Source organism: Priestia sp. JSM ZJ58 (assembly GCF_044383985.1).
Lineage (GTDB): Bacteria > Bacillota > Bacilli > Bacillales > Bacillaceae_H > Priestia > Priestia zanthoxyli.
Map to the genome: position 1 here is coordinate 1,927,672 of NZ_JBISEM010000001.1, position 26,089 is coordinate 1,953,760.

Below are 26,089 nucleotides of genomic sequence, written 5' to 3' on the forward strand. Positions count from 1 at the left end.
ATGATTTGGCACAAACGTTGCACTCATCATATAAATCAAAGCCAACTACTGTTGTAACAGAATTAAGCCCTATGCAAAAGCCGTTATTTGCAGGAGGGGTTATAGCAGCGGTTATTTTACTTCTAGCGATTGTGCTAATGACTGATTGGACGCAAGGTGTGTTATTTATTATCGGTCTAGCACTAGGAATGACGCTTCTGTACGCACGTTTTGGCTTTACATCAGCATTTCGCCGACTCGTATCTGTCGGCAACGTTCAAGGCTTGCAAGCGCATATGCTTATGCTAGCGATTGCGTCAACGCTGTTTGCTATTATTTTAAGTACAGGCTTTAGCTTTACAGGGGTAACGCCAAAAGGATATGTTTCACCTGTAGGAGTCAGCGTGATAGTTGGTTCATTTATGTTTGGAATTGGCATGCAGCTAGGAAATGGATGTGCCTCAGGAACGCTGTATTCGTTAGGCGGTGGCTCTTCTTCCATGATTTTAACGCTTTTAGCCTTTATTGTAGGCTCTATGTTCGGGGCGTATCATTTGCCATTTTGGCAAAAACAACCTTCGCTTCCTCCTATTTCATTAGCTGAATCGACAGGCCTTGGTTATTTTGGTGCTTGGATTGTACAGCTTATCGCGTTTGCAGCGATTTACTGGATTACGATTCAAATTGCCAAAAAGAAAAATCCGCCTATGATGAAGCAGCTTCCTACGACAAAAGGGTGGAAAAAGATCATTCGCGGCTCTTGGCCTCTATTCACTGCAGCGATTGTGCTGGCTGTATTAAATGCATTAACGCTGGCTGTAAGAGGAAATCCTTGGGGTATTACTTCTGCCTTTGCTTTATGGGGCGGAAAAGCAATGATGGCAGCTGGAATAGATGTATCAAGCTGGGGATTTTTCCAAGGTGCAAATGGAGAAGCGCTAACGCAAAGTGTGCTAGCAGACTCTACCAGCGTATTGAATTTTGGGATCATACTAGGCGCTTTCATTTCAGCGACGGCGCAAGGAACGTTCAAACCAGGAAAGATTAAACCCGGGGTTGCAGGAGCAGCTGTTGTGGGGGGCCTTTTAATGGGATATGGTGCGCGACTTGCCTTTGGCTGTAACATTGGCGCTTACTTTGGCGGCATTGCTTCATTTAGTCTTCATGGATGGGTATGGATGGTTATGGCAATGCTTGGCACAGGCTTAGCACTATTTATCCGCCCGTTATTTGGACTCAAAAACCCTAAATCTAATGATTCGATTTGTTAAGTTTAAATAAAACCTTCTTTGCATGAGCAAAGGAGGTTTTTATTTTAGGTGATGTTTGGAATCGCTCTGCTATTTTGTGAATCACTTGAAGTTTAGTACAGCTCATCAGTTTTCTCCGCAGCGTTTGCGCGACTTTTCTCTTAGCCAAATCCTCTTGTCCTAACCCAAAAAGAATATAAAAACTTCCTTTTTTTATAAAAATTTCACTTATTTTGCCGATATAACAGGAGAATTGTATGTATTTGGCGAAATAAGCAGTAAACACCAAGTCCAGACACAGTTATCAAAACGTAAAAAGGGGTTTTAACGTTACATGAACAAGTATTTAAAAAAAGCTGTTATTTATGGAAGTTTGTGTTTTTTACTGGGAGCGTGCGGAGGAGCAGGAGAACAAACCTCTTCTGAGCCGCAGAAAAAAGAAGAAACAGTAAAGTCTAAAGAAGAAGCGAGTAAAAAAGAGAAAAAAGACGCAATCAATACAACCATTAAAGTTAGCGCAGCAGGAGATTTTACCTTAGGAAACGATGAAAGCTTTGGGTACGATTCTACTTTTAACGACGTAGCAGCAAGAAATGGCCTGCCGTATTTTACGCAAAATGTAAAATCGATCTTTGAGCAAGATGACTTAACAACGGTTAATTTAGAAACAACGCTGACAACTGCGACGGAAAAAGCAAGTAAAACATTTCGTTTTAAAGGTGATCCTTCGTTTGTAAATATTTTAAAACAGGGAAGTATTGAAACCGTTAACTTGGCTAATAATCATACGCATGATTATTTACAGCAAGGATATGATGATACACGAGAAAACTTAAAGAAAAGCGGAATAGGCTATTTTGGCTATGAAGATACATATATCACAACGGTAAAAGGAGTCAAAGTAGGATTGCTTGGATATCCGGGCTGGGATGACACAAAAGAAGTAAGAAGTCAGATTAAAGACGGAATTAAGTCTTTAAAAGAAAAAGGCGCCAAAATTATCATTGTGCATTTCCACTGGGGATCTGAACGACACTATGTTCCTGATACAGCGCAGCAGGCACTGGCGAAGTATACAATTGATAACGGAGCAGATTTGATTTTAGGTCATCACCCTCACGTTGTTCAAGGAATTGAAGAATACAAAAATAAATTTATTGTCTACAGCTTAGGAAACTTTATGTTTGGCGGAAATAAAAACCCAAGTGATAAGGACACATTTGTATTTCAGCAGACGTTTACGATTAAAGATGGAAAGCTAACGACTAATAAAGACATCAACGTCATTCCATTCCGTATTTCTTCCACAACGGCGCGAAACGACTACCGACCTACGCCTTTAACAGGAGCAGAAAAGGACCGGGTAAAAAATAAACTGATTGATGTTTCCAATCAAATCAAACAGGAAAAGTGGACGGTTTACGATGAAGATAGTAAATGAAGCTCTCAGCACTGAGAGCTTTTTTTTATAAAATAAAGCAGAAATAACTAAAAAAATGATATAATGTAAAAAAATAGATAAAAGGTGGAACTATGGTTAATATAGGTGATATTATTTTCCAAATTCTTATGCTGCTTATCCTGATAGGAATAGCAGGAGTAATAATTGCATTTATTATAGGCTTAAAAAGGTTGATTCAAAAGCAGGGGGCAAATGAAAAAAGGCTTCAGAGAATGGAACAAAAATTAGATGATATGCTGAAAAATAAAGAGTCATGACTATACAGAAGCACTGTTAACACATCAGTGCTTCTGAACTTGACATTTTATAAAAAAGCAGTAAGATATGTATACATCGTTTATATAGGGAGGAAGTTACATGGCAAAGTCAAAAGCAAAAAAAATGCGTGATAAAATGACGCGTGAAGGAAAGCGAAATCCAGAATTAAACCGCAGCCTGTTTATATTTGCAGACATGGAAACGCGCAAAACCAAAACAAAGAAGGAAAAACTTCAGCATCAGCACACAAAACATAAAAAACGATTATCAGACGGAGCGTACAGTACCGGAGATGATCGTTTTTTTATTGCGTTTCATACATCTACAAAATGAAAAAAGAGCTTTTTGACTATCCGTCTTCACTTTGCCTCAAACATTTTTACTGTAAACTTTCACAAAAAACCCTTATGATAGGAAAAGAAGGAGATGAACTAAGAATGCTTACGATTGAAAAAGTACTTAAAAGCCAAGCGGGCGTTTTGCAAAATTTGTATTCTCTTTATCTCCATGATTTATCTGCGTATACACCTTCTTTAGATATTCGCGAAGATGGAGCTTTTCATTTTGAAGAGCTGCCCTTGTTTTGGAAAGTAGAAGGCCTCTCGCCATACTTTATTAAAGTAGATGATAAGCTGACGGGCTTTTTTTTACTTCTTGAACAGCCCGCACTTCAGCAAGAAGCAGATTACTGCATCAATGATTTTTTTATCTTAAACAAATACCGAAAGCAGGGCATTGCTTCTGAAACGGTAAAAGACATTTTCTCTCATCGAAAAGGAACGTATATGATTATTGAGCTTGCAGGCAATAAGCGGGCTATTTCATTTTGGAAACATATTTATGAAAGCTTACATATTTCCTTTCAAGAAAAGAAAATTGAACTTGACGGAGAGCCAACTCTTATTCAAACGTTTAGTGTGTAAACCCCTTCTGGAAAGCAGAAGGGGTTTTTTATTAAACTAAATATTAACAATTTTCAACAAATTATGTATAATTAAAGATGCTTGTCGACATTTATTCACAGGAGCATTCCTGTAAAGGAGGAGTAAAATGAAAGCGTTATCTAATTTCTTCACGGCGCTTGTTCAGCGTTTTTTACCTGATCCGTTTGTATTTGCTTTAATCCTGACGCTGATTTTATTTGTATCAGGTATTGTTTTTACTCCTCACGGGCCGATTGAGATGGTTCAGTTTTGGGGAAGCGGCTTTTGGAACCTTCTTGCATTTGCGATGCAAATGAGCTTGGTGCTTGTCACAGGGCATGCGCTTGCTAGCTCGCCGCTTGTAAAGAAGTGGCTTGTAAACATAGCACTGTTAGCCAAAACTCCGGCGCAAGGGGTTATTCTGGTCACGCTAGGCGCAGCCATGGCTTGTATGATTAACTGGGGGTTTGGCTTAATTGTAGGTGCGCTGTTTGCGAAAGAAGTAGCGAAACGCGTGCCGGGATCTGATTATCGGTTTTTAATTGCCTGTGCTTACATAGGGTTTTTAACATGGCACGGAGGCTTGTCAGGTTCGATTCCTCTTGTCGCTGCTACACCTGGAAATCCAATGGAAAAAACGGCTGGACTTATTCCGCTGTCAGACACGATTTTTACAGGCTACAACTTATTTATTACCCTCGGATTATTAATTGTCCTTCCTATTATGACAAGACTGATGATGCCGACGGGAAAAGAAGTGGTAGAAATCGATCCAAGACTATTGGCAGAAGATGAAATGGCGCCGGCTACAGTTGTTGAGACAACTTCTTCTAAGCCAACATTTGCTGTACGCATGGAGAACAGCAGGTTTTTAAGTCTAACAATTGCACTTCTTGGGTATTCATATTTAATTTATTATTTTGCTACAAACGGTTTTAAAATGGATATCAACACAGTGAATTTATTGTTTTTTACGACGGGTATTTTACTTCACCGCACACCTTTATCCTATATGAATGCCGTTTCCAATGCTGCGAAAGGAACCGCTGGGATTGTGATTCAGTTTCCATTCTACGCAGGTATTCAAGGCATGATGGAGCTATCAGGCTTAGGTGGGAAGCTAACGAACGCATTTATCTCGATTTCAAATGAAACGACATTTCCGTTTCTTGCGTTTTTAAGTTCTGGCGTTGTGAACTTTTTTGTTCCGTCAGGAGGAGGACACTGGGTTGTACAAGGACCTTTTATTATGCCGGCAGCTGAACAGCTCGGCGTAGATCCGGGAGTCGCTGCGATGGCCATTGCTTACGGAGAAGCATGGATGAATATGGCGCAGCCGTTTTGGGCACTACCTGCACTAGCTATCGCAGGGCTCGGAGCACGCGATATAATGGGCTACTGCGTGACGACCTTAATTGTATCAGGCTTTATTTTTGCTATAGGACTAACGTTTTTTTAATACGAAAAGGTCAGCTGAAAAGCTGACCTTTTTCATTACTTTTTTCTTTCCCAAGCGTATCTATCTACTTTATAAACCAACTTCGCGCGCACTCCAGTCCCAAAATTCTTCTGCAAGCCGTTCATTTTTTGCTCTTGAAGAAGGAGGAGTCACGCGTTTTTTATAAAAATAAGCGCCGCTAATATGCGTCACTTCAGGACTGTCAGCTAAATAAATAGCTGTTTCGGCACCTTGAAGAGGTGTTAAAAAGAAAGGGCGAAGCACGGCGTGAATGCTTTTTCCAAAACCTGTTTGACGATTAACGCCGATAGCGGTAGAAACGGCTCCGGGGTGAAGGCAATTTACGGTTACAGAGGTGTCTTTTAACTTTTTACTTAAATGAACCGTAAATAAGTTATTTGCTAATTTAGACTGAGAGTATCCTCGCCATATTCCGAATCCTGTTGTTAAGTGAGGGTTGTTGAGGTCTATTTTTCCCGCTTTATGAGCACCGGATCCAACGTTTATAATGCGTCCCTGTTGAGATTTTTTCAGCGGATCTAAAAGTAAATTAGTTAATAAAAAGTGACCCAAATGATTGACACCAAGCATCATTTCAAATCCGTCTTGTGTTGTTTCCCGCTTAATTGTCACGACGCCCGCGTTGTTAATCAGCACATCAAGTACACTGTAGCGAGACGTAAAGTCTTCACTGAAAGCCCGGATACTGTCAAGAGAACCTAGGTCACAGGTCATAAGAGATATGGAATCCGATCCGCTTTGGCGTTTCGCTTCTTCTAAAGCGGCATTTCCTCTTTCTTCATTTCGGCATACCATAATGACTTCGAATCCTTTTTTAGCTAGTTCAATCGTTGTGGCCAGCCCCATTCCTGAATTGGCACCTGTAATTAGCGCTCGTTTTGCTGTCATGAGTATGTTCCTCCCAACTACATCTTTTTTCTAGTGTATAAGATAAGAAGATATGTCGTCCACTTCTAGCTTTTTCTTATATTTCTTTCATGCTTTAGAAAAGTATGTAAAATGTGCACAGGGGAGAAAATGTTGCACAAAGGTCAATATTTTACACCCTACTCGTCAATTAAAGCGGTTTCATAAATAGCGGATTTCGCTAAAATAAGACATAGGGAGGTGCTAGTAAGATGAATAGCCAAAGTAAATTACAGGAGACAGAATATGTTCCTTTAGAGCAAGAACTTAAAAGAGAACCATCAGTTAATACGAAAAAACGTAAAAATTTGAAAAATGCAGGTTTATTTGCTCTATTTGTAGGGCCCGCACTTTTAGCGTTTTGTGTGATTGTACTTATACCATTTTTTACAGGGATTTATTACTCATTTACAGACTGGAACGGAGTAAACGGCACGATTAACTGGGTGGGGCTTGATAACTTCAAGTACTTGTTCACCGAAGATAAGCAGTTTCAGCAGTCGTTTTGGATCACAACAAAATATACGGTCGTTGCGATTATCTTAACGAATGTGGTTGGGTTCGTGTTAGCAATCCTTGTTACTCAAATGTTAAAAACACGAAATATTTTACGTACGGTTTTCTTTATGCCGAATTTAATTGGCGGACTTTTACTAGGATTTGTATGGCAGTTCATTTTCGTAAAAGGATTTGCATCTATCGGACAAATCACGGGAATCTCGCTTTTTGAACTTCCTTGGTTAGGAGACGCAAAAACAGCATTTTGGGGCATCGTGATTGTAAGTGTATGGCAAGGAGCAGGTTATATCATGCTTATTTACACAGCAGCACTGCAAAACGTACCGCAAGAGCTGATTGAAGCAGCAAAAATTGACGGAGCAAGCAGATGGCAAATTCTTCGTCACATTACAATTCCAATGGTAGCGCCGGCAGTAACGGTTTGTTTATTCTTAACGATTTCATGGTCATTTAAAGTATTTGATGTCAACTTATCATTAACAAACGGTGGTCCATTCAAATCAACAGAGATGTTAGCGCTTAACATTTATACAGAAGCATTTGTGAATAACAGATACGGTCTAGGTGAAGCAAAAGCCTTAATTTTCTTCATCGTCGTAGCAGCGATTACGATTATTCAAGTAACATACACGAAGAAGAAGGAGGTTGAATCGTAATGGGAAACAAATATACGAGCAAAACCTTTATTGTTGAAATTTTAGCGGTCCTGCTTGGACTGGTGTTCTTGGTTCCCTTTTATTACGTGCTTTCAAACTCGCTGAAGTCATTTGCAGAAATTTTATCAAACACATCGGCACTGCCAACAACGATTCAGTTTCAAAACTTTGTTAATGCATTTAACCAAATGAACTACTTAAAAGTGCTTAGCAACTCGCTAATCATTACAGTCATCAGTAACGCAGTTCTAGTCATCTTCTGTTCAATGGCAGCTTACATGCTGGTTCGAACAAAGAAAAAAATCAGCAGCATTATCTTTATGGCATTCGTAGCGGCAATGGTTATTCCATTTCAATCCATCATGATTCCACTTGTAAAAGTAGCAGGAAACTTAAATCTGTTAAACAGCATTTGGGGTATTGTGATCATGTACTTAGGCTTCGGTTCAGGTATGACGATTTTCTTATACCACGGATTTATTAAAGGAATTCCAGTTGAGCTAGAAGAAGCTGCAATCATTGACGGATGCTCACGTCTAGGCGTATTTTGGAGAATTGTGTTCCCATTATTAAAGCCAATTACAGTAACTGTCGTCATCTTAAACAGCCTATGGATTTGGAATGACTTCTTACTTCCGTCTCTTGTTTTGCAAGATCCTGAGCTAAGAACGATTCCGCTTGCGACATTCTTCTTCTTTGGTCAGTATACAAAGCAGTGGGATTTAGCACTAGCAGCACTTGTAATCAGTATTATCCCGCTATTAATCTTCTTCTTTGCAATGCAAAAACACATTGTTAAAGGAATTACAAGCGGTTCAATTAAATAATAGAAGCGGCAACAGGGCTGGTTTTGAGGCTGAGGCATCAAAACCAGCAGCAAATAGGGAGGAACAGAAAATGGCATTCAAAATGAAAAAATGGCCTTTAGCAGTAGGTGTTTTATCGGCTACGCTTTTATTTTCAACCGCATGTTCAAACGAAAGCGCATCTGGTAATAAAAAAAGCGGCGGAGATCAAGTAGTAGTAGACGTATTTCAAGGAAAAGTAGAAATTGCAGATCAGCTAAAAGCTCTAACTGATCAATATACAAAAGAACATCCAAACGTGAAGTTCAATATCCAAACGGTTGGTGGAGGAGCTGACGGTGCAGCAGCCTTAAAAGCGCAGTTTGCGTCGGGCAATGCACCCGACCTTTTCACAAACGGCGGATATCAAGAGGCGAAAACGTGGAAAAATAAATTAGAAGATTTATCAGATCAGCCTTGGGTTGATGACGCATATGAAAACACACTTACACCAATGACGATGGACGGTAAAGTATATGGACAGCCAATCAGTCTTGAAGGCTATGGATTTACATATAACAAAAAACTGTTCAAAAAAGCAGGCATCAAAGAACTTCCAAAAACATATTCAGAATTAGAAGCAGCGGCTAAAAAGCTAAAAGCAGCCGGCATTACGCCATTTTCTATCGGCTACGGAGAGTGGTGGGTGCTTGGAAACCACGGCTTAAACATTCCATTTGCCAGTCAAAAAGATCCGGATGCATTTATTAAAGGATTAAATGACGGCAGTACGAAAATCGCAGGAAACGAGCAGTTCAAACAGTATGTAAAGCTGCTTGATTTAACAGTGAAATATGGAAACAAAAATCCGTTAACGACGGACTACAACACGCAAGTAACGAAATTTGCGACCGGTGAAGCAGCGATGATTCAGCAAGGAAACTGGATTCAGCCAATGCTTGATAAAATTACGCCGAACATGGATGTAGGTATTCTACCTATGCCGTTAAGCGATGATGCAGCTGTATCTGACAAGCTTGCAATTGACGTTCCAAGCAACTGGGTTATTCACAAACAAGCACCAGCGGCAGATAAAAAAGCAGCCAAAGACTTCTTAAACTGGATGGTTACATCTAAAGAAGGTCAAAAAGCGCTAGTAGAAGACTTCAAGTACATTCCAGCCTTTAAGTCAATTGAAGCAAAAGACATCGGACCTTTAGGTGACGAGCTTCTTAAATATTCTAAAGATCAAAAAACGATTCCTTGGGAATGGACAAAGTTCCCTGAAGGCGTAACGCAAAAATTTGGAGCAGATGTACAAGAATACATCGGTGGCCAAACGTCTGAAGATGAGCTGTTAAAATCATTAGATAAAAGATGGGCTGAGTTGAAGTAATGGAAAAGACAACCTTTGGGTTGTCTTTTTTTGTGGAATCAAAAATGTAATATTTTTGTATCTTTATCCTTTTTATAGAAATTAATTGTGTATAAAAGGTTAGATATTCCTATTTAGATAGGTTAGCTGAAACTTTATAATGGATAATATAGGGAAAAATTTGATTAAATACAAAAAGTTTGATGGTTTTCTAATTACAGTGATAAAAGAGGGAATTTAATGGGTAAAGTGTATGAAGCAAGTTCGCTGCTTGCTTATGCAAAAGAGCGTGTAAGTACATATAAAAAGCTTAATGAAGAACTAGGTGATCTGATGAAAATATGGAAAATGTATTGCACCGACGAAGCTGTTCAACTGACAGCAAAGAATAAACAAAAGAATGAAGATTTTTTTGATAGGGGACTTATGGGAGAGTCTCTTCAGCACAGCTGGGAATCTATTGTAATGGAAACTTTTCAAGAAGGAGAGTATAAGGACTATATAACATATAAAGGGCGTTCGAATCCCCCTATTTTCTCACAAAAGGCTACTCAGCATTTAGACCGTTATTTAACAGACAGTGCTGAAATACTACAGGTAGTTCATAATGATGATAATTATTATGCAATTAATATTACAAATATTTTAGAATGTATTGATTATGAAAATTCGATACCTAATAAGTTTGGTGGTTTTGAACAAATAGCATTTATAGAAAACGAATTGAAAAAGAGTCATATTTTCCGTACAAAATCAACCAAGCATCGTTTCGGAGATTTTCCAATAATCTCTCAAGAAATTTATGTATCAGATGACGTACGCGATTATATCCTTCAAAGTGATTTAACCGGTTTTACTTTCTATGAAGTATGGTCATCACAGGAAGCAGAAGCTTCAGTTGAAGAGTTAAATCCATTTGTTCGGGAATCGCTCGATGAGGATGTGGAAGCTCACTTACAAGCATATTATGGGCCGATTATCCGCCGTGTCGAAGCAGAATCAGCTGAGGTGACAGAGGCAGGTTTTTATGAAATGGCTCCTACAGAATCAGTGCCGTTTTATACGGTCGCAACACATGGTTATAGTACGCTTCGCCTGCCGACACCCCCTGGATTAGACAGCGCGTACGTTGAACTGGTGATGCATGCAGATCAAGATCCGTTTGAAGATAAAAGGTACAGCTGGATTCCACAAGTCATGCATCAAGTAGGAAGCTTTGCAGTAAACCATATGAATTGGATTGGTCAGTGGATGGTATTTCCAAATCAAGAGCTGGATCGCTACGTGGATACCTATGAACGAACGTTAACAGGTGAAAAAGTGAAGCTGCCATTACAGGTTCAACCGTATTCACCAGAAAGCGGCTTTTGTGGTGTTATGGTCGTGCCGCCTCTGCCGCAGTGCCAAGAGGCATTTATGATGCCGTATCTTGAAAACGGAAAAGAAACCCACGGAGAGTGGCCAGTCTATTTCCATACGCTTCTCCCTTTGTACGAAGAAGAAATGGAGTACTATTTCCAGCATGGACAAGAAGCGTTGCTAGAAAAGATGATGGAAAATGGCATCGAACACTTATTTAACTTACATAGACCTAATACGTTTAAGGAAAAAAGAAAAGGCTTTTTCGGCAGATTTAATAAGTGATAAATAAAAAGTAGCCAATATATAGGCTACTTTTTATTTTGGTTCCTCTGAACAAAAGGGGAAAAAGCGCGCTCTTTCCTGTGTGATTACTTAACTTCTTGGCCAAAGCATAACCGCTACGCCAATCAGACACACAAGTCCGCCAATCCAATCGTATGTATCGGGCATTTTTTTATCAACCCACCACGCCCAAAACAGGCTTAAAACAATAAAAATACCGCCGTAAGCTGCATATACACGTCCAAAGTCAGGGAACGACTGCCACGTAGCAATGACGCCGTACAGCACCAAAGCAATACCGCCCAGAAGTCCTAACCAGCTCGAAGCTCCTTCGCGCAGCCACTGCCAAATCAAATAGCCTCCGCCAATTTCAGCAAGACCTGCTAAGATAAAAAGAAAAATCGCTTTAATCATAACCTATACTCCTTATATCATCATTTCGTCTCTTTATTCTATCTTACTTTTTTCGTTTGATGAACCATTCGTTTGCTTTAAATAAGCGCACTGGAAAGCATTCCTTTATCAATTTGTCTTCAAACCTGCTAAACTATTAATAGTATGAGTTTATGTGACTGTTTGTACGAGTGCAAAGAGCTATGTAATGACTGCTCCTCAGAGTACTTTTACAGGTAGACGTTAGCAGGAAATTGACTAATTAAAAGAATAAGACGTTTAACAGTATAAAAAAGTAAAAAGAATGCAGATATAGGGGTTTGGTAAAATGAGTTTAGATCATAAAGTGATACGCATTGAACTGCCTACGCCATTTCCAATTGGACCAGTGAATGTGTTTTTATTAAAAGCAGACAAGGTAACGTTAATTGATGCAGGTATGAAAACCAAAGAAGCGTGGAGCGTTTTTGAAGAGGCGCTTCGTAAAGAAGGATATAAAGTAACGGATATTGAACAAGTTATTCTGACTCATCAGCATCCGGATCACACTGGATTTTTAGAATGGCTGCCGAGTGATATACCTGTTTACGGTCATAAGCTTGTGGAGCCTTGGATTTACCAAGATGAAGAGTTTGTTCAGCAGCATAATGAGCTATATCGTAATTTCCTTATGGAGTTTGGAGTCAGTGATGATGTAATGGAAGAATGGCTTCGTAAAGCAACGGCTGCAATTCAAGTATATTCACCTAAAGGGCAGAAGCTAACGGGTTATTTAAAAGAAGGAGATACACTTCCGTATGCGAGTGAGTGGGAAGTAATTGAAGCACCGGGACATTCGTTAAGTCAGCTGATGTTTTACAATCGCAAAGAAAAAGTTGCGTTTGGCGGAGATCATATTTTGCCAAAAGTACCGTCAAACCCGTATTTAGAGCCAACCATTCAAAATCCCAAGCCAACGCCGCTACTGGACTACTTAGCGTCTCTAGAAAAAACGTTGAACTACGACATTGATTTGATTTATAGCGGACATGGTGAACCGCTTAGTGACATTCACTCTTTAATTATGGAACGCATTCAAAAGCAGCATAAATGGGCGCTGCGCGTGTTACAAGCGATGGGGGAAGGAAAGAAAACAACGCTTGAAGTCAGCGCTGCATTTTTCCCGGATATGTATCAAAAAGCACCTGACTTTATTTTCTCAGAAGTGTACGGCCAGCTTACGTATCTTGAAAAAGAAGGCTACGTGGAATTAACAAAAAATAAAGACGGCGTCTTACTGTGGGAAGCTGCACGCGTACTTGCTTCTCAGTCATAACATAAAAAAACCAGCTTCTTTAAAGAAGCTGGTTTTGTCTGCTTATAGTGAATGCAAGCGCTCAATGCGTTTTTCAAGCGGTGGATGAGTAGAAAATAAGCGTGAGAATTTTTCTTTACCGCTAATTTTAAAAGCGGCAATTGATTTTTGACGGTCATCTACTAATGAAGTAGTATGACGAAGCGATTCTAATGCATAAATCATTTTTTCCTTGCCGCCGAGTTTAGCTGCAAGCTCATCAGCTTTGAATTCACGTCTTCTTGAATGCCAGAAAATAATTGGGCTGCTTAAGATACTAAAGAGAATCTCAAATACAATCGATGTAAGGAAATAAACAACCATCGCAAACTCTTCTCGCACAAAGTTTGACACCGCTTTGGCTACTAAACGAGAGAAGAAAATAACGAATGTATTTAATACTCCTTGCAGAAGCGTAGTTGTGACCATATCACCGCTTTTAATATGCGCTATTTCGTGAGCGATAACGCCGCTGATCGCATCGCGGTCCATTCGTTCCAGCATTCCGCTTGAAACGGCAACAAGCGAGCGTCTTTTACTTGGCCCTGTTGCAAACGCGTTAACTTCGGCTGAGTGATAAATTCCGACCTGAGGCATTTTTCTTAATCCTGCCACAGATGCAAGTCGGTGCGTTTCTTCTAAAACAAATCGCTCGTATTCACCTTGAGGGGAACGTTCATCAATAACTTGAACACCCATCATCCACTTTGCCATTAAGCGTGACATCATAAGAGAAATAATCGCGCCGCTGAAGCCGGCAATGACGCTAAATGCCAGCAGGCCGCCGTAACCGCCGCTTCCCATATAGCTTTGAACACCTAATAAAGATGTAATCGTTGTGATTGTAATTAATACTAAAATATTAACGAAAATAAACAGTGAAATTCGTTTTAGCACAAGTCTTCCTCCTTTAACTAATACGTGCATGATAGGTATACGGTTAGTAGAGAGGAAAGGTTTCATTTATTTATTCAAATTTACTAAAAAGATTACTATGTTAAGTAGTTAAATTGTAAATATCAAATGGAATGCATTGTTTACTCTATAATCCAGAGCGTTTTTTAAAAATAAATTTCATAATTTACGTCTATCTTGGGACAAGGCGTACTAAAATAATAAAAAAAGGTGTTCAACTCATGAACACCTTTTTGGTAAACATATTTAAAGATTACTAGTCAATAACTTCATGACGTTTAAAAATTAACCTTAGGCTCTGTACCCAATTTAATTCGTTTGAAGTTTTTAATATGCTTCCATGTAATGAAAACAAAAATAACGGCTGCAAATACGATTAGTACAACATCACCTACATAAATTGATGCTAAAAAGGCAACCAATGCGCCAATAGGTGAAGATAAGGATACGTATTTAGAAATTTTGAGAGAAATTAAAAAAGCAAGAATCCCTAGAATGAAAGCTAATGGTGAAAATGCAAGGAATACACCAGCGGCAGTCGCTACAGATTTTCCTCCTTTAAACTTTGCAAAAATCGGATAGCTATGTCCAAGAATAGCAATAAATCCAGGGACAAGCATATGCAAGTGACTATTCATCATAAGCGGTAAACAGACGGCTAGCGAGCCTTTTGCTATATCGCCGATCAATACTATAATACCTGCTTTCTTTCCTAAAGTGCGAAAGGTATTAGTAGCTCCTAAGTTACCGCTTCCGTGCTTACGAACATCGGTTTTGTAAAAGCCCTTTCCAATCACTAAAGCAAAAGGAATTGACCCAATTAAATAAGCTAATAAGATAATTATAGCGTTTGTTAGTACGTTCATTGTTGGCACCTCAAATTGTGTTGTTAGTATTCATTAAAATATAAATGCGGTAAAAGCAGTCTTTTGTATGGCTAAAGGCTTCTAGTTTTTTCGGTGGAGTTTTTGTAAATTCGATTGGCTTTCTAGTGGGACAACCCAATGCTTTTTTAGTATGTTAAGATATTTTTTAACTTTTAAACCTTGATACGTATTAGTATAGATTGAGATGTCTATTATGAATATGTAAAAAGAAGAAAAGAGGAGAAACGAAAGGGCAAAAACAAAAAACTTGTAATACAATTTTAAAAATATACCATAAATATTTAAAGGTTAAAAGATATTTTGGGTATATTGTAGTGGAAAAAAGCATTTTGATCATTTTTTATGAAAAACAAGACAAAAAAATTAACAAATCCAAAAAAATATAATAAAATGTAAAACAGTGTTTCGAAATATTAACTTCTTAAAATTGAAAGGGGTTCTGCACTTGTTGTGGACAGATATCAAAGAACGAGAAGTAGTTATGTACAAAAACTGCCAGGCGAAAATTTTAGAAAAAAAAGGGCCGAATAAAATAGTCGTTCGAAATCTAGAATTCCCGGAAAAAGGCGATTGGATATCAGCCGAACTTGATTTTGAGGCTGTTGAAAAATTTGAGAAGAGTCGAGAACACTAATACAAAAAACATTTTATAATACTTCTATTTATCATATAAGAAAAAGCCGAGCTTACATTTTGAGTTCGGCTTCTTTGTTGATGTTTACTTCATTCTCTCGACGAAGAGCTCCTCGTTATTACATGTAAAACAAAGCCTTTTCCTCTCATTCATTTTCCACTACTACACTAGTCCCGTATAAAAACGTATCTTTATATGGGACTATCGATTTATTTTTAGTACACGTATTTTTACCACTTTTTTCATATACAACCGTTCAGAAACAAAACTTCTGTGCATACATTGAAGACAAAGGGGGAGGATACATTGGGAAAAACAAGTCGTATATTGAAATGGGTCAGCGGAGGATTAGAGGCTCTTTGGGGGATTCCAATTCTAGGCGGGACCTTGGTTATTGGCCTAGCCTACACGCCGCTTATTTTAATGCTCGCATTGCATATTGTAGGTTTAGTATTTGCGATTAAAACAAACAAAGTTCGGACAGGGCATATCATGGGAATTGTCTGTTCTGCTATTGCGTGGATTCCAATTGTCGGCATGATCATGCACATCTTAACGGCTATTTTCTTACTTGTAGAAGCAGCCAAAGATAATGAACCATCTGAAGACGCAGCATAAAAGAAGAGCCGCCTGATTTTAGGTGGTTTTTTTATATTTCCAAATAAAGACTGGTAGGCTCTTTTGCTTTGAAAAATCCTTTTTATGTTAGAATATTAGAAGTATTTTCTAAAAAAGGGGGTAAACACAATAGATAAAGAAAATCAAAAGAAGAACAGATTTCTTGCCGTAGGAGTTATATTAGCCGCTCTTGTAAGTTTTATATTTCTACTATGGAGTATAGGCTGGGTAATTCCAAATGCAATGAGTGCCAGCGGCTATAAAGGTAAAGAAACGTTTATTGATTTAAATGTGTTTAACGGAAACAAAGCAGAATTTGAAAGATACTAGTTTACTAGAAAGGTAAGAGATGGAGGAAAAAATAATGCCTACTTATAACAAGCTAGTGCGAGATAAAATTCCAACAATGATTGAGCAAAGTGGAAACACCTTCAAATCACGCGTGCTGCAGCGAGAGGAGTATCAAAATGAGCTGAAGGAAAAGGCAAAAGAAGAGCTTCAAGAATACATAGAAGCCCAAACCCATCAAGATGCTATTGAAGAACTCGCAGATTTACTGGAAGTGATGCACGCGTTAGCAACTGTGCACGGAGCCACGCCAGAACAGCTTGAGAAAGTGCGTGAGGAGAAGGCCAAGGAGCGCGGGAAGTTTGATGATCGGATTTATTTAGTGGAAACAGAAGAAGCGTAGTTTGGTGGTGCAATAGTGGAAGGAGCGAGCGGTGGCAGGTGAGTTTTAATTTAAAAGTAGGAGAAATAAAAAAAACTTATTTAACAGAACAAGAAATTTGGAAGATCATTAATCAATTTTTCGCTAATGGTCACTTTACCACAACATATAAATATGGATTGATGAAAGCTTTAATTGAAAACCTATATAATGTTGACAATCGGTTAGTCCTCACTTTTGATCAAGTGTATTTTTCATTTGCTAAAATATATTGGAACTTGGTTATTCACCATGATTTAAATCAATTAAATACGTCCAACAGACAAGCTGGAATTCAAAAAGAGTTAAAGGAATTTCAGTTAATGCATGGTGTCCCCAATAAAGTAGTATTTGATCATTTACCAAGTAATCTTCAATTGCAATTAGTAGAAAGAACTAAAAAAGTGGGGGCAAGGTATGTAGTAGGGGCGTTATATGGAGATATGGAAGGTTCTGTTTATGAGTTTGATAAAAGAACAGAATACATAAAGTTTAATAGCAGTATATATATTTTTTTACAAAAATATAGACAAATTGTTACTCATTTAACCAATTATCATTTGGCGAAATTTTTAGAAAAGCACAATGACAAAAATAAGTTGGAAGATGTCTTGTTGAAAGTGGAAAATATATCAAAACGCGAATCGCTGCATGCATTCTATAACATCCTTTGGAAATATGAAACAAAAGAATGTTTTTATTGTGGGAAAGTTCTTTCTGATAAACGCATCGCTACTCATGTAGATCATTTTATTCCATGGAGTTATATCCAATCAGATAATATGTGGAATTTGGTGCTAAGCTGTCAAAGCTGCAACACAAAAAAGAGCAATAAACTTGCTAAGAGCTTATATCTTGAGAAGATGTTTGTTCGTAATGAGAATCTTAAATTAACAGCAGTTCACAATGATTTTAACTATTATTCGGAGCGTAAGTTAGAAGCTCTTTATGAGTATGCTGGAATGAATGGATACGTAGAAAACTGGTCTCCTTAAACCCGAGTATTTCTCTTTTCATCTCAGTTACAAAATCCCCTCTTGAAATTTTGTTCACCAAACAAGTAAACTAAAGACATAAGTTTGGTAAAATTGGGATAAGAAATTCATGAGGTAAGGGAGAACAAGTCGATGGAGATGGATCAAGAGAAATTTAATAAGGTGATTGAAGCGGCAAGGATGTATTATATTCTTGATTATAATCAAAGTGAAATTGCAAAAAAGCTTGGTGTATCAAGGCCTACGGTTTCTCGATTGCTGCAGACAGCAAAAGAAGAAGGCATTGTTCAAATTAAAATTGTGGATTCATCTATCAATAGTGAAAAATTGTCTTCTCAGCTTGAACAAAAATTCAATCTAAAAAAAGCAATCGTCACACCGGTGCCTCAATATGAAAATCACATTATTAAAAGTCATCTAGGCGTAGCAGCAGCTGACTATCTCTATGACATCGTAAAAAATGGAGATATTATTGGGGTGACGTGGGGAACAACTCTTTATCAAGTGGCCATCGATTTAAAACAAAAGTATGTGAATGACGTTCAGGTTGTGCAGTTAAAAGGCGGAGTAAGCCATTCGGAAACGAGCACATATGCTTCTGAAATTATGTACTTATTTGGAAAGGCATACAATACGCCTCCTATGCATCTTCCTCTGCCTGTGATTGTCGATCACGTGGTAGTTAAAAAAGCAATGGAAACGGATCGTCATATTAAGCGCATTTTAGATTTAGGCAAACAAGCCAACATTGCTGTGTTTACTACGGGCCCCATCAAAACGGATTCGCTGCTTTTTCAGCTTGGCTACTTTTCCGAACAAGATGTAGAGATGATTTCCTCCCGAGCGGTAGGAGACATTTGTTCACGCTTTTTTGATAAAGATGGACAAATTTGCAATGAAAGCCTGGATGAACGGACGCTTGGACTTGATTTGGAGGAGCTTAAGAAGAAAGAGTACGCCATTTTAGTAGCTGGCGGGGATCAGAAAATCGACAGCATTTACGGAGCGCTGCAAGGGAAATTTGCAAATGTGCTCGTTACTGATCAGTTCACGGCGCGCTTTTTGTTAGATAAACAAGAGTAAGGGAGATGAAGGCGCTGTTTTTTCAAGAGCAAAAGCTTCATCGAATTGAAGTAGTAGAAGATATTGTATCTTATTCTGCATCATCTCTGCAGGGACAAAGAAACCGGTATCCTTTTCAAGCAGGCGCTTCAAAAGATGGAGTGATTGCCAAGGGAACGACGGGCTACATCATTAAACGGTGGGGAAGAATGTACTTTTCTCCTGATGCTAATCAAAAAGGAATTGAACGATTTACGCCGCCTGATCAGCCATATGTATTAATTCCTTATAAAAAGGTAAAGAATAAGTACCAAATCATGTTGTCATTTGTGATAAAAGCTGAAAAATAAGGGAAGACTTCCGAGTGCGGAAGTCTTTTTTTATTCACTAAAACAGCGGCTATAAATATTTTTGAACAAATGTAAATATATCTGTTTACAATTGTTCAAAGCTATTATATAGTAAGGGTGTAAGTTGTTGAAAACGTTTTAGTGGATGCACAATATGCAGATACTTTTAGGGGGAAAACGTCATGAGAATGGTTGACTTAATTGAAAAAAAACGTAATGGACATGAATTAAATAAAGCAGAAATCGATTTTATTATCGAAGGTTATACAAAAGGGGATTTACCTGATTATCAGTTATCGGCATTTGCGATGGCGATTTACTTTCAAGGAATGACGCAGGAAGAACGCGTAAATTTAACGCAAGCAATGGTTGAATCAGGCGATCAAATTGACTTATCAAAAATTGAAGGTATTAAAGTAGACAAACACAGCACAGGCGGCGTAGGTGATACAACAACACTTGTATTAGGACCTTTAGTAGCTGCGGTTGATGTACCAGTTGCTAAAATGTCTGGCCGCGGCTTAGGACATACTGGCGGTACGATTGATAAACTTGAAGCAGTGCCTGGCTTCCACGTTGAAATTACAAACGAAGAATTCATTCGTTTAGTAAATACAAATAAAATTGCCGTTATCGGTCAAAGCGGAGACTTAACGCCAGCGGATAAAAAGCTTTATGCACTTCGTGATGTAACCGCAACGGTTGATTCGATTCCGTTAATTGCAAGCTCAATTATGAGTAAGAAAATTGCGGCTGGAGCAGATGCCATTTGCTTGGACGTAAAAACGGGGAACGGCGCATTCATGAAGAAGCTTGAAGACGCTGAAGAATTAGCAAAAGCAATGGTTGAAATCGGAAAAGGCGTAGGCCGAAACACAAAAGCAATCATTTCAGATATGAGCCAGCCTCTAGGTTTTGCGGTTGGTAATGCGCTTGAAGTGAAAGAAGCAATCGACACGTTAAAAGGCGAAGGCCCTGAAGATTTAACGGAGCTTTGCTTAACATTAGGAAGTCATATGGTTGTACTTGCTGAAAAAGCAAGCAGCCTAGACGAAGCGCGTGCAATGCTTCAAGAAGTAATTAAAAACGGAAAAGCATTAGAATCATTTAAAACATTCTTAAGCGCACAAGGCGGAGACGCTTCTGTGGCAGACGATCCGTCTAAATTACCGGATGCAGCGCACAAAATTGAAGTACCAGCAAAAGAAGATGGCTACATTTCAGAAATCGTTGCAGAAAAAATCGGCGTAGCGGCAATGAAGCTAGGTGCAGGACGTGCAACAAAAGAATCTGAAATCGACTTAGCAGTTGGTATCATGCTTAATAAAAAAGTTGGAGATTCAGTGAAAAAAGGCGACGCTCTTGTTACAATCCACAGCAACAGCGAAGATGTACAGGAAGTGATGGATATCGTTTATGATTCTTACAGCACGGTCGCTGAAAAAGTGGAAGCTCCAACGTTAATTTATAAAGAAATTCATTAAGAAAGAGAGAGGAAGAACAAAATGAGTCAAAACATTACGGGTATTATTGATCATACATTATTAAAAGCAGATGCAACAGAAGAGCAAGTTACGGTTTTAGCACAAGAAGCAAAAGAATATTCATTCGCTTCAGTTTGCGTAAATCCAACGTGGGTAAAAAAAGCAGCTGAATTATTAAAAGATGCTCCAGAAGTAAAAGTGTGTACGGTAATCGGTTTCCCTCTTGGAGCTACGACTTCAGCAGTAAAAGCATTCGAAACAACAAATGCAATCGAAAACGGTGCAGATGAAGTAGATATGGTAATCAACATCGGCGCGTTAAAAGATAAAAACTATGACTTAGTGCAAAGCGACATTCAAGCAGTAGTGGATGCTGCAAAAGGAAAAGCGCTAGTAAAAGTAATTATTGAAACAGCTCTTTTAACAGACGAAGAAAAAGCAAAAGTTTCTGAGCTAGCTGTAAAAGCTGGAGCTGATTTTGTTAAAACGTCAACGGGCTTCTCTACAGGAGGCGCAACGGTAGAAGACGTAGCGCTTATGAGAAAAACGGTTGGACCAGATGTAGGTGTAAAAGCTTCTGGCGGCGTTCGCGGCTTAGAAGATGCAAAAGCAATGATTGAAGCTGGTGCAACACGTATTGGTGCAAGCTCTGGCGTATCAATTGCAAAAGGTCAATTAAGCAACTCTGATTATTAATAAATGACAGCAGGTTAGTACTAACTAACCTGCTGTAAACTAAGCAAAGGATGATGACTGTGGAGCCAAAACAATTAATAGATGAAGCAATCGCAGCAAGCAAACAAGCACATGTACCGTATTCTCACTTCCATGTTGGTGCAGCTCTTTTAACAACCGATGGGAAGATTTATCGTGGATGTAATATTGAAAACGCTTCCTATGGATTGACGAACTGTGCTGAGCGAACGGCTATTTTTAAAGCTGTTTCAGAAGGGGACAAGCAGTTTTCAGCTATTGCAGTTGTAGGAGATACGGACGGCCCAATTTCTCCTTGCGGCGCATGCAGACAAGTATTAGCTGAGTTCTGTGATGATCACACACAAATTATCTTAGCAAACTTAAAAGGAGATTTTGTGATTACAAACATTAACGAAATCTTACCAGGCTATTTTTCATCAAAAGACTTACAAAAATAAGTAAGCAGTGGAGGATACTATGAAATATTTAATTGGCATCTTAGGATTACTCGTTGTCTTTGGATTAGCGTATCTTGCAAGTAATAACCGTAAAGAAATCAAATATAGACCAATCGTTATTATGGTTGTGATTCAGCTTCTTTTATCAGCTTTACTTCTAAACACGAAGTTTGGCTTGATTATTATTAATGCGATTGCCAGCGTTTTTGGAAAGCTGCTTTCATACGCAAATGAAGGCGTAGAGTTCGTATTTGGCGGAATCGCGAATAAAGGATCAATGCCGTTTTTCTTAAACGTGCTGCTTCCAATCGTTTTTATCTCTGTCTTAATCGGGATTTTACAGCACTTTAAAATTCTTCCTTTCATTATGAAATGGATTGGGTTGGTTCTCAGTAAGATTAACGGAATGGGAAAATTAGAGTCTTATAACGCAGTAGCTTCTGCCATTGTAGGTCAGTCAGAAGTATTTATTACCGTTAAAAAGCAATTAGACAAACTGCCGCCAAACCGTTTATATACGCTTTGTGCATCAGCTATGTCGACTGTTTCAATGTCCATTGTTGGTGCTTATATGACAATGATTGAACCAAAATACGTAGTAACAGCAATTGTGATTAACTTATTTGGCGGATTTATTATTTCTTCTATCATTAACCCTTACACAGTAACGGATCAAGAAGATATTTTAGAGGTACAAACAGGTCATAAGCAAACGTTCTTCGAAATGCTTGGCGAATATATTATGGACGGATTTAAAGTAGCGATTATCGTAGGTGCGATGCTGATTGGTTTCGTTGCGCTGATGGCTGCGATTGATAACGTGTTTGAAATGTTATTTGGTCTATCGTTCCAGCATCTCCTTGGATATGTGTTTGCACCGTTTGCATTCATCATGGGTGTTCCTGCTTCAGAAGTTGTGGCAGCGGGTGGAATTATGGCAACAAAACTTGTAACAAATGAATTTGTGGCAATGATGAGTCTTTCAGATATGGCTTCAACATTCAGTGCTAAAACGCTTGGAATTGTATCCGTATTCTTAGTATCATTTGCTAACTTCTCATCAATTGGAATCGTGTCAGGAGCGGTTAAAGGCTTAAGTGAAAAGCAAGGAAATACAGTAGCGCGCTTTGGTCTTCGTTTACTGTACGGAGCTACGCTTGTAAGCGTACTGTCAGCGATTGTTGTCAGCTTCATTTTATAAATGTAATAGAAACAGAAAGAAAAGCAGTTTCCTTTTCAAAAGGAAGTGCTTTTTCTTTTTTACATGTAAACCGTAACTCCGCACATCCTAAAGAAAAACATCGACACAGAGGAGGACAAGAAAAGCTGGGGGCTTTTCTTACTGAAAAATGGATCAAATTGGACTATTGCTGTCAGGAGCAGCTTTATTTTTAAACGGACTCATGCTGCTTGGAAAAGCAGATGAAAAAAACGTAGGCGTATTTAACTTATTTGTTGGAGCTTTTCAAGTTATTGTTCCGTTTTATTTAATTATTACGTCAGACCAAAGCAACTGGATTTTATATGAAAGAACGGCAATCTTTTTATTTGGCCTTACGTATTTATATGTAGGCGTGACGGTATTAAAAGGAATGCAGGGAACGGGGCTGGGCTATTATTCACTTTGGGTATCGATTATCGCTTTAGTGTACGTGACGGTTTCTCTTGTTCACTATCATGACGTCGTAAACGCCATTACATGGATTCTTTGGTCGTTTTTATGGTTTTTATTTTATGTGCTTAATACGAGCAAAAAAGATGTATCTGCATATGTAGGGAAAGTGGCGATTGTACAGTCGTGGGTTACCTTAACAATTCCAGCGCTGTTTTCGCTAACGGGCGTATGGGGAAATAAAGATATGTACAATATGTGGGGAATCGTGCTGGTAGCTTCCATCATTTATTTTGTATACGTAGGATACCGACTATTCTTTTCTCAGCCGAAAAAAATGATTTTGAAATAAAGTATTTACAAAAAATAGATAATAATGGTAAGATGTTAGAAATTAAATGCCGTGAAGAGAAAAGTAGACAGCGCGTATTCTTAGCAGAGAGCTCCGGAAGCTGAAAAGGAGCAAGAAAAACGCTGTTGAAGCAAGCCTCTGAGCAGCGCATTGGATCTAACGTGATAGTGCGACGGCTGCTTCCGTTACAGAGCTAGAGTATAAGCGAAAGCCGTACTCGACAAGGTTTATATGGCGACATATGAACAAACTAGGGTGGCACCGCGATTTATAATCTCGCCCCTAAGACAGATGTCTTGGGGGTGGGATTTTTTTATTGATCGAAATCAATAGTGAAGCGGAGGCCTTTCTTTTATGAAAAGTAAGCTGTTGTCTTGGAAATACCCGTGTTTATTGCTGTTTGGAATTGGCACTAGCAATATTGGCGACTGGATTTATTTGATCGCTTTAAATGTCATGATGCTTGATATAACGAATTCGCCGCTTGCGGTTTCAGGACTATACATGATAAAGCCGCTTGCTGCGCTATGTACAAATATATGGTCTGGAAGCTTAATTGACCGCATGAACAAACGGAAGCTTATGATGGTTTTAGATTGGATGCGCGCCGGGGTCATTGCTTGCCTTCCGCTCTTCTCATCCATACTGATCATTTATGTGCTGGTATTTATCATCAGTATGGCAAGTTCGATGTTTCGTCCGGCATCAATGGTCTATATTACAAAGCTTATTCCAACTGAAAAGCGAAAAAGATTTAATTCGCTGCGCAGTTTGATTGACTCAGGAGGCTTTCTTCTTGGTCCGGCCGCAGCAGGTGCGTTATTTATGGTTGGAACGCCCGCGTTTGCTATCTATGCCAATGCTGCAGCGCTCGTGTTGTCAGGAATGGTTACTTTATTAATGCCGAACTTAGATATAAAAACAAAAACTAAAGAAAATAAACTCTCTGTAAACACCATTCGAGAAGATTGGAAAGCGGTGTTTCGTTTCAGTAGAGCCAACAGATACATTATCACCATTTATGTATTGTTCAGTTTCTTAATGGTCATGGCCACGGCAATTGATTCTCTTGAAGTTTCATTTGCAACAAGAGTCATTCATTTATCCGAAAGCGAATACGGATTTTTAGTAAGCGTAGCAGGTGCTGGCATTATGATTGGCGCAGTTGTGAATACACTGTTTGCTCAGAAGCTGTCGACGAACTTTCTCATAGGCGCCGGCAGTGTAGGAGTATCGCTTGGCTATTTGCTGTATGCGTGTTCGTCTTCTTTTCAAACTATTGGAGCGGGATTTTTTAGCTTATCCTTTGCGTTAGCTTTTGCAAGTGCTGGTTTTCAAACCTTTTATCAAAACAGCATTCCCGTTGACATGATGGGGAGAGTAGGAAGTATCTATGGACTGCTTGAGTCACTGCTAATTATTATGATGACCTTCCTATGCGGAATGGCTGCACACATTGTTTCAATTCAAGGAGCTGTAATTGGTGGAAGCCTGGTTATGCTTTTAAGTACGGTTGTACTGTTTTTGTGCACGTTAAAGCCGGCGTTTTATAAAATAAGTTTAGTCAAAAAACAAGGAATCTAACGCATAGGTACTAATGGACAAATAAGCTAAGAAGCCGATAAAAAGAAATGAATACAGAATAAAGGATGAGAAAGCACAGTGAAAATGAAAGATGCGTTAAAGAAAAAAGGAATGTTTGTTAAAAAATTACCGAATCAAGGTGAGCTCTTCCGAAAGCAGTGGGAACATGAATTTGCAGATGCTTTAAGCGCATCGCAAAAAAAGAAAATTTATATGGATGAATTTTTGTGGCATGCGTTTAGCTATGAAAAGCTTCCTTGCTTGCAAGGAGAACAAGCGGTTCAAGCTTTTGAGCAGCAAGCAAAGTACGACTGTTATTTGTTTTTTGAGCATGAGGAAGAAGTGCTGAAGCTATCTAAGTGTAGGCAATTAACAAACGCTGATTTGAGTGGAAATACAAATATGTATTTAGAAGATTTATATGTGGTGGATAAAGATTTTACGTGGACTTATGTGATCACGCATGAAAGTTCATGTGGACCTTACTTTTACCGAACATAAGTAAAGATAGCGTCTGCCGTGTTTATTGACACGGCAGTTTTTTTGTTATAAAAGAACATTTTATTAATTAAAAGTAATTATAGGTATAAAATGGTTTTCAGTCTAAAAATTTTGGGTATTTATTACTAACTATTATCCATCTCTCCCCTATATCTATATTACCATTTGGGATTTTTTAAAAAAATAGGATATAAAAATAATTTTTTGTATGCTAAGGTAATTACTGCTAGTAAGCTTGTCTTACAAAATTCGGTTTAAAAAGGAGGTTT

Annotated in this window: 28 protein-coding genes and 1 other annotated feature; of the genes, 24 read left to right on the forward strand and 4 right to left on the reverse strand. The window is 38.6% G+C overall.

What is annotated here, in order from left to right; genetic code table 11:
- Positions 1 to 5 precede the first annotated feature (5 nt).
- The 6 genes from ACH6EI_RS10290 (at position 6) to ACH6EI_RS10315 (ending at position 5,331) form a co-directional block, all read left to right on the forward strand.
- Positions 6 to 1,250 carry a YeeE/YedE family protein gene (locus tag ACH6EI_RS10290; protein ID WP_099331099.1) on the forward strand — a complete coding sequence of 415 codons (1,245 nt, stop codon included), beginning with the start codon at positions 6 to 8 and terminating at the stop codon, positions 1,248 to 1,250.
- Positions 1,251 to 1,563: 313 nt separating this feature from the next.
- Positions 1,564 to 2,670, forward strand: a complete 1,107-nt coding sequence (locus ACH6EI_RS10295; protein WP_014459640.1) for a CapA family protein — start codon at positions 1,564 to 1,566, stop codon at positions 2,668 to 2,670.
- A gap of 92 nt (positions 2,671 to 2,762) precedes the next feature.
- Positions 2,763 to 2,948 (forward strand): DUF4083 family protein, encoded by a 186-nt coding sequence (locus ACH6EI_RS10300; RefSeq protein ID WP_013057499.1) that lies wholly within the window; start codon positions 2,763 to 2,765, stop codon positions 2,946 to 2,948.
- A 100-nt stretch (positions 2,949 to 3,048) separates the two neighbouring features.
- Positions 3,049 to 3,282, forward strand: coding sequence for a hypothetical protein (locus tag ACH6EI_RS10305; RefSeq protein WP_063247778.1), 234 nt, complete (start codon positions 3,049 to 3,051; stop codon positions 3,280 to 3,282).
- A gap of 104 nt (positions 3,283 to 3,386) precedes the next feature.
- On the forward strand, positions 3,387 to 3,872 hold the full coding sequence (locus ACH6EI_RS10310; RefSeq protein WP_098999562.1) for a GNAT family N-acetyltransferase: 486 nt from the start codon (positions 3,387 to 3,389) through the stop codon (positions 3,870 to 3,872).
- A gap of 127 nt (positions 3,873 to 3,999) precedes the next feature.
- Positions 4,000 to 5,331 (forward strand): TIGR00366 family protein, encoded by a 1,332-nt coding sequence (locus ACH6EI_RS10315; RefSeq protein WP_014459643.1) that lies wholly within the window; start codon positions 4,000 to 4,002, stop codon positions 5,329 to 5,331.
- A 69-nt stretch (positions 5,332 to 5,400) separates the two neighbouring features.
- On the opposite strand, the gene ACH6EI_RS10320 is transcribed toward ACH6EI_RS10315, so the two are convergent.
- The gene (locus ACH6EI_RS10320) at positions 5,401 to 6,240 is read right to left on the reverse strand and encodes an SDR family oxidoreductase (protein ID WP_098999492.1); all 840 of its coding nucleotides are present in this window, start codon (positions 6,238 to 6,240) and stop codon (positions 5,401 to 5,403) included.
- 230 nt (positions 6,241 to 6,470) lie between these two features.
- Here ACH6EI_RS10320 and ACH6EI_RS10325 point away from each other — a divergent pair, with 230 nt between their 5' ends.
- The 4 genes from ACH6EI_RS10325 (at position 6,471) to ACH6EI_RS10340 (ending at position 11,237) form a co-directional block, all read left to right on the forward strand.
- Positions 6,471 to 7,433 carry a carbohydrate ABC transporter permease gene (locus ACH6EI_RS10325; protein ID WP_028412947.1) on the forward strand — a complete coding sequence of 321 codons (963 nt, stop codon included), beginning with the start codon at positions 6,471 to 6,473 and terminating at the stop codon, positions 7,431 to 7,433.
- Positions 7,433 to 8,260, forward strand: coding sequence for a carbohydrate ABC transporter permease (locus ACH6EI_RS10330; RefSeq protein ID WP_013057493.1), 828 nt, complete (start codon positions 7,433 to 7,435; stop codon positions 8,258 to 8,260). Before ACH6EI_RS10325 ends, ACH6EI_RS10330 begins: the two co-directional genes overlap by 1 nt.
- A gap of 70 nt (positions 8,261 to 8,330) precedes the next feature.
- Positions 8,331 to 9,614 carry an ABC transporter substrate-binding protein gene (locus ACH6EI_RS10335; protein WP_028412948.1) on the forward strand — a complete coding sequence of 428 codons (1,284 nt, stop codon included), beginning with the start codon at positions 8,331 to 8,333 and terminating at the stop codon, positions 9,612 to 9,614.
- Positions 9,615 to 9,833: 219 nt separating this feature from the next.
- The gene (locus tag ACH6EI_RS10340) at positions 9,834 to 11,237 is read left to right on the forward strand and encodes a suppressor of fused domain protein (protein WP_098999493.1); all 1,404 of its coding nucleotides are present in this window, start codon (positions 9,834 to 9,836) and stop codon (positions 11,235 to 11,237) included.
- Between the two features lie 90 nt (positions 11,238 to 11,327).
- On the opposite strand, the gene ACH6EI_RS10345 is transcribed toward ACH6EI_RS10340, so the two are convergent.
- Complete coding sequence (locus ACH6EI_RS10345) at positions 11,328 to 11,651, reverse strand: YnfA family protein (RefSeq protein WP_014459650.1); 324 nt, start codon at positions 11,649 to 11,651, stop codon at positions 11,328 to 11,330.
- Positions 11,652 to 11,958: 307 nt separating this feature from the next.
- Here ACH6EI_RS10345 and ACH6EI_RS10350 point away from each other — a divergent pair, with 307 nt between their 5' ends.
- The gene (locus tag ACH6EI_RS10350; RefSeq protein ID WP_049165145.1) at positions 11,959 to 12,945 is read left to right on the forward strand and encodes an MBL fold metallo-hydrolase; all 987 of its coding nucleotides are present in this window, start codon (positions 11,959 to 11,961) and stop codon (positions 12,943 to 12,945) included.
- A gap of 42 nt (positions 12,946 to 12,987) precedes the next feature.
- On the opposite strand, the gene htpX is transcribed toward ACH6EI_RS10350, so the two are convergent.
- Positions 12,988 to 13,860 carry a protease HtpX gene (htpX, locus tag ACH6EI_RS10355; protein ID WP_014459652.1) on the reverse strand — a complete coding sequence of 291 codons (873 nt, stop codon included), beginning with the start codon at positions 13,858 to 13,860 and terminating at the stop codon, positions 12,988 to 12,990.
- Between the two features lie 296 nt (positions 13,861 to 14,156).
- Positions 14,157 to 14,744: a glycerol-3-phosphate 1-O-acyltransferase PlsY gene (gene plsY, locus ACH6EI_RS10360; protein WP_028412953.1), complete on the reverse strand. Its 588-nt coding sequence runs from the start codon at positions 14,742 to 14,744 to the stop codon at positions 14,157 to 14,159.
- Positions 14,745 to 15,210: 466 nt separating this feature from the next.
- Here plsY and ACH6EI_RS10365 point away from each other — a divergent pair, with 466 nt between their 5' ends.
- The 13 genes from ACH6EI_RS10365 (at position 15,211) to ACH6EI_RS10425 (ending at position 25,820) form a co-directional block, all read left to right on the forward strand.
- Positions 15,211 to 15,399: a hypothetical protein gene (locus ACH6EI_RS10365; RefSeq protein WP_016764545.1), complete on the forward strand. Its 189-nt coding sequence runs from the start codon at positions 15,211 to 15,213 to the stop codon at positions 15,397 to 15,399.
- A gap of 306 nt (positions 15,400 to 15,705) precedes the next feature.
- Positions 15,706 to 16,017 carry a hypothetical protein gene (locus ACH6EI_RS10370; RefSeq protein WP_098999494.1) on the forward strand — a complete coding sequence of 104 codons (312 nt, stop codon included), beginning with the start codon at positions 15,706 to 15,708 and terminating at the stop codon, positions 16,015 to 16,017.
- A gap of 364 nt (positions 16,018 to 16,381) precedes the next feature.
- Entirely contained in the window at positions 16,382 to 16,708 is a 327-nt protein-coding gene (locus tag ACH6EI_RS10375) for a nucleoside triphosphate pyrophosphohydrolase (RefSeq protein WP_028412955.1), read from the forward strand.
- Positions 16,709 to 16,746: 38 nt separating this feature from the next.
- Positions 16,747 to 17,721, forward strand: a complete 975-nt coding sequence (locus ACH6EI_RS10380; protein ID WP_028412956.1) for an HNH endonuclease — start codon at positions 16,747 to 16,749, stop codon at positions 17,719 to 17,721.
- A 132-nt stretch (positions 17,722 to 17,853) separates the two neighbouring features.
- The gene (locus ACH6EI_RS10385; RefSeq protein WP_034327688.1) at positions 17,854 to 18,804 is read left to right on the forward strand and encodes a DNA-binding transcriptional repressor DeoR; all 951 of its coding nucleotides are present in this window, start codon (positions 17,854 to 17,856) and stop codon (positions 18,802 to 18,804) included.
- 5 nt (positions 18,805 to 18,809) lie between these two features.
- Positions 18,810 to 19,133 (forward strand): hypothetical protein, encoded by a 324-nt coding sequence (locus ACH6EI_RS10390; RefSeq protein ID WP_098999495.1) that lies wholly within the window; start codon positions 18,810 to 18,812, stop codon positions 19,131 to 19,133.
- A 182-nt stretch (positions 19,134 to 19,315) separates the two neighbouring features.
- Positions 19,316 to 20,617, forward strand: coding sequence for a pyrimidine-nucleoside phosphorylase (locus ACH6EI_RS10395; RefSeq protein ID WP_028412959.1), 1,302 nt, complete (start codon positions 19,316 to 19,318; stop codon positions 20,615 to 20,617).
- A gap of 21 nt (positions 20,618 to 20,638) precedes the next feature.
- Complete coding sequence (deoC, locus tag ACH6EI_RS10400; protein ID WP_014459662.1) at positions 20,639 to 21,313, forward strand: deoxyribose-phosphate aldolase; 675 nt, start codon at positions 20,639 to 20,641, stop codon at positions 21,311 to 21,313.
- 59 nt (positions 21,314 to 21,372) lie between these two features.
- Positions 21,373 to 21,771, forward strand: a complete 399-nt coding sequence (locus ACH6EI_RS10405) for a cytidine deaminase (protein WP_013057475.1) — start codon at positions 21,373 to 21,375, stop codon at positions 21,769 to 21,771.
- Positions 21,772 to 21,790: 19 nt separating this feature from the next.
- The gene (locus tag ACH6EI_RS10410; RefSeq protein ID WP_028412960.1) at positions 21,791 to 22,972 is read left to right on the forward strand and encodes a NupC/NupG family nucleoside CNT transporter; all 1,182 of its coding nucleotides are present in this window, start codon (positions 21,791 to 21,793) and stop codon (positions 22,970 to 22,972) included.
- A 148-nt stretch (positions 22,973 to 23,120) separates the two neighbouring features.
- Complete coding sequence (locus ACH6EI_RS10415; RefSeq protein WP_013057473.1) at positions 23,121 to 23,735, forward strand: AmiS/UreI family transporter; 615 nt, start codon at positions 23,121 to 23,123, stop codon at positions 23,733 to 23,735.
- Positions 23,736 to 23,777: 42 nt separating this feature from the next.
- Positions 23,778 to 24,022: a binding site (T-box leader), on the forward strand.
- Positions 24,023 to 24,089: 67 nt separating this feature from the next.
- A complete protein-coding gene (locus ACH6EI_RS10420; protein ID WP_098999496.1) occupies positions 24,090 to 25,319 on the forward strand; it encodes an MFS transporter in 1,230 nt (409 codons plus the stop codon).
- Positions 25,320 to 25,403: 84 nt separating this feature from the next.
- Positions 25,404 to 25,820 (forward strand): DUF4275 family protein, encoded by a 417-nt coding sequence (locus ACH6EI_RS10425; RefSeq protein WP_226313329.1) that lies wholly within the window; start codon positions 25,404 to 25,406, stop codon positions 25,818 to 25,820.
- Positions 25,821 to 26,089: the final 269 nt, after the last annotated feature.

Excerpts from the sequence above, each read along its gene's own strand:
- ACH6EI_RS10295 (WP_014459640.1), top strand. The coding sequence starts at position 1,564 with ATGAACAAGTATTTAAAAAAAGCTGTTATTTATGGAAGTTTGTGTTTT.
- ACH6EI_RS10300 (WP_013057499.1), top strand. The coding sequence starts at position 2,763 with ATGGTTAATATAGGTGATATTATTTTCCAAATTCTTATGCTGCTTATC.
- ACH6EI_RS10305 (WP_063247778.1), top strand. The coding sequence starts at position 3,049 with ATGGCAAAGTCAAAAGCAAAAAAAATGCGTGATAAAATGACGCGTGAA.
- ACH6EI_RS10310 (WP_098999562.1), top strand. The coding sequence starts at position 3,387 with ATGCTTACGATTGAAAAAGTACTTAAAAGCCAAGCGGGCGTTTTGCAA.
- ACH6EI_RS10315 (WP_014459643.1), top strand. The coding sequence starts at position 4,000 with ATGAAAGCGTTATCTAATTTCTTCACGGCGCTTGTTCAGCGTTTTTTA.
- ACH6EI_RS10320 (WP_098999492.1), bottom strand. The coding sequence starts at position 6,240 with ATGACAGCAAAACGAGCGCTAATTACAGGTGCCAATTCAGGAATGGGG.
- ACH6EI_RS10325 (WP_028412947.1), top strand. The coding sequence starts at position 6,471 with ATGAATAGCCAAAGTAAATTACAGGAGACAGAATATGTTCCTTTAGAG.
- ACH6EI_RS10330 (WP_013057493.1), top strand. The coding sequence starts at position 7,433 with ATGGGAAACAAATATACGAGCAAAACCTTTATTGTTGAAATTTTAGCG.
- ACH6EI_RS10335 (WP_028412948.1), top strand. The coding sequence starts at position 8,331 with ATGGCATTCAAAATGAAAAAATGGCCTTTAGCAGTAGGTGTTTTATCG.
- ACH6EI_RS10340 (WP_098999493.1), top strand. The coding sequence starts at position 9,834 with ATGGGTAAAGTGTATGAAGCAAGTTCGCTGCTTGCTTATGCAAAAGAG.
- ACH6EI_RS10345 (WP_014459650.1), bottom strand. The coding sequence starts at position 11,651 with ATGATTAAAGCGATTTTTCTTTTTATCTTAGCAGGTCTTGCTGAAATT.
- ACH6EI_RS10350 (WP_049165145.1), top strand. The coding sequence starts at position 11,959 with ATGAGTTTAGATCATAAAGTGATACGCATTGAACTGCCTACGCCATTT.
- plsY (WP_028412953.1), bottom strand. The coding sequence starts at position 14,744 with ATGAACGTACTAACAAACGCTATAATTATCTTATTAGCTTATTTAATT.
- ACH6EI_RS10375 (WP_028412955.1), top strand. The coding sequence starts at position 16,382 with ATGCCTACTTATAACAAGCTAGTGCGAGATAAAATTCCAACAATGATT.
- ACH6EI_RS10385 (WP_034327688.1), top strand. The coding sequence starts at position 17,854 with ATGGAGATGGATCAAGAGAAATTTAATAAGGTGATTGAAGCGGCAAGG.
- ACH6EI_RS10390 (WP_098999495.1), top strand. The coding sequence starts at position 18,810 with ATGAAGGCGCTGTTTTTTCAAGAGCAAAAGCTTCATCGAATTGAAGTA.
- ACH6EI_RS10395 (WP_028412959.1), top strand. The coding sequence starts at position 19,316 with ATGAGAATGGTTGACTTAATTGAAAAAAAACGTAATGGACATGAATTA.
- deoC (WP_014459662.1), top strand. The coding sequence starts at position 20,639 with ATGAGTCAAAACATTACGGGTATTATTGATCATACATTATTAAAAGCA.
- ACH6EI_RS10410 (WP_028412960.1), top strand. The coding sequence starts at position 21,791 with ATGAAATATTTAATTGGCATCTTAGGATTACTCGTTGTCTTTGGATTA.
- ACH6EI_RS10415 (WP_013057473.1), top strand. The coding sequence starts at position 23,121 with ATGGATCAAATTGGACTATTGCTGTCAGGAGCAGCTTTATTTTTAAAC.
- ACH6EI_RS10420 (WP_098999496.1), top strand. The coding sequence starts at position 24,090 with ATGAAAAGTAAGCTGTTGTCTTGGAAATACCCGTGTTTATTGCTGTTT.
- ACH6EI_RS10425 (WP_226313329.1), top strand. The coding sequence starts at position 25,404 with ATGAAAGATGCGTTAAAGAAAAAAGGAATGTTTGTTAAAAAATTACCG.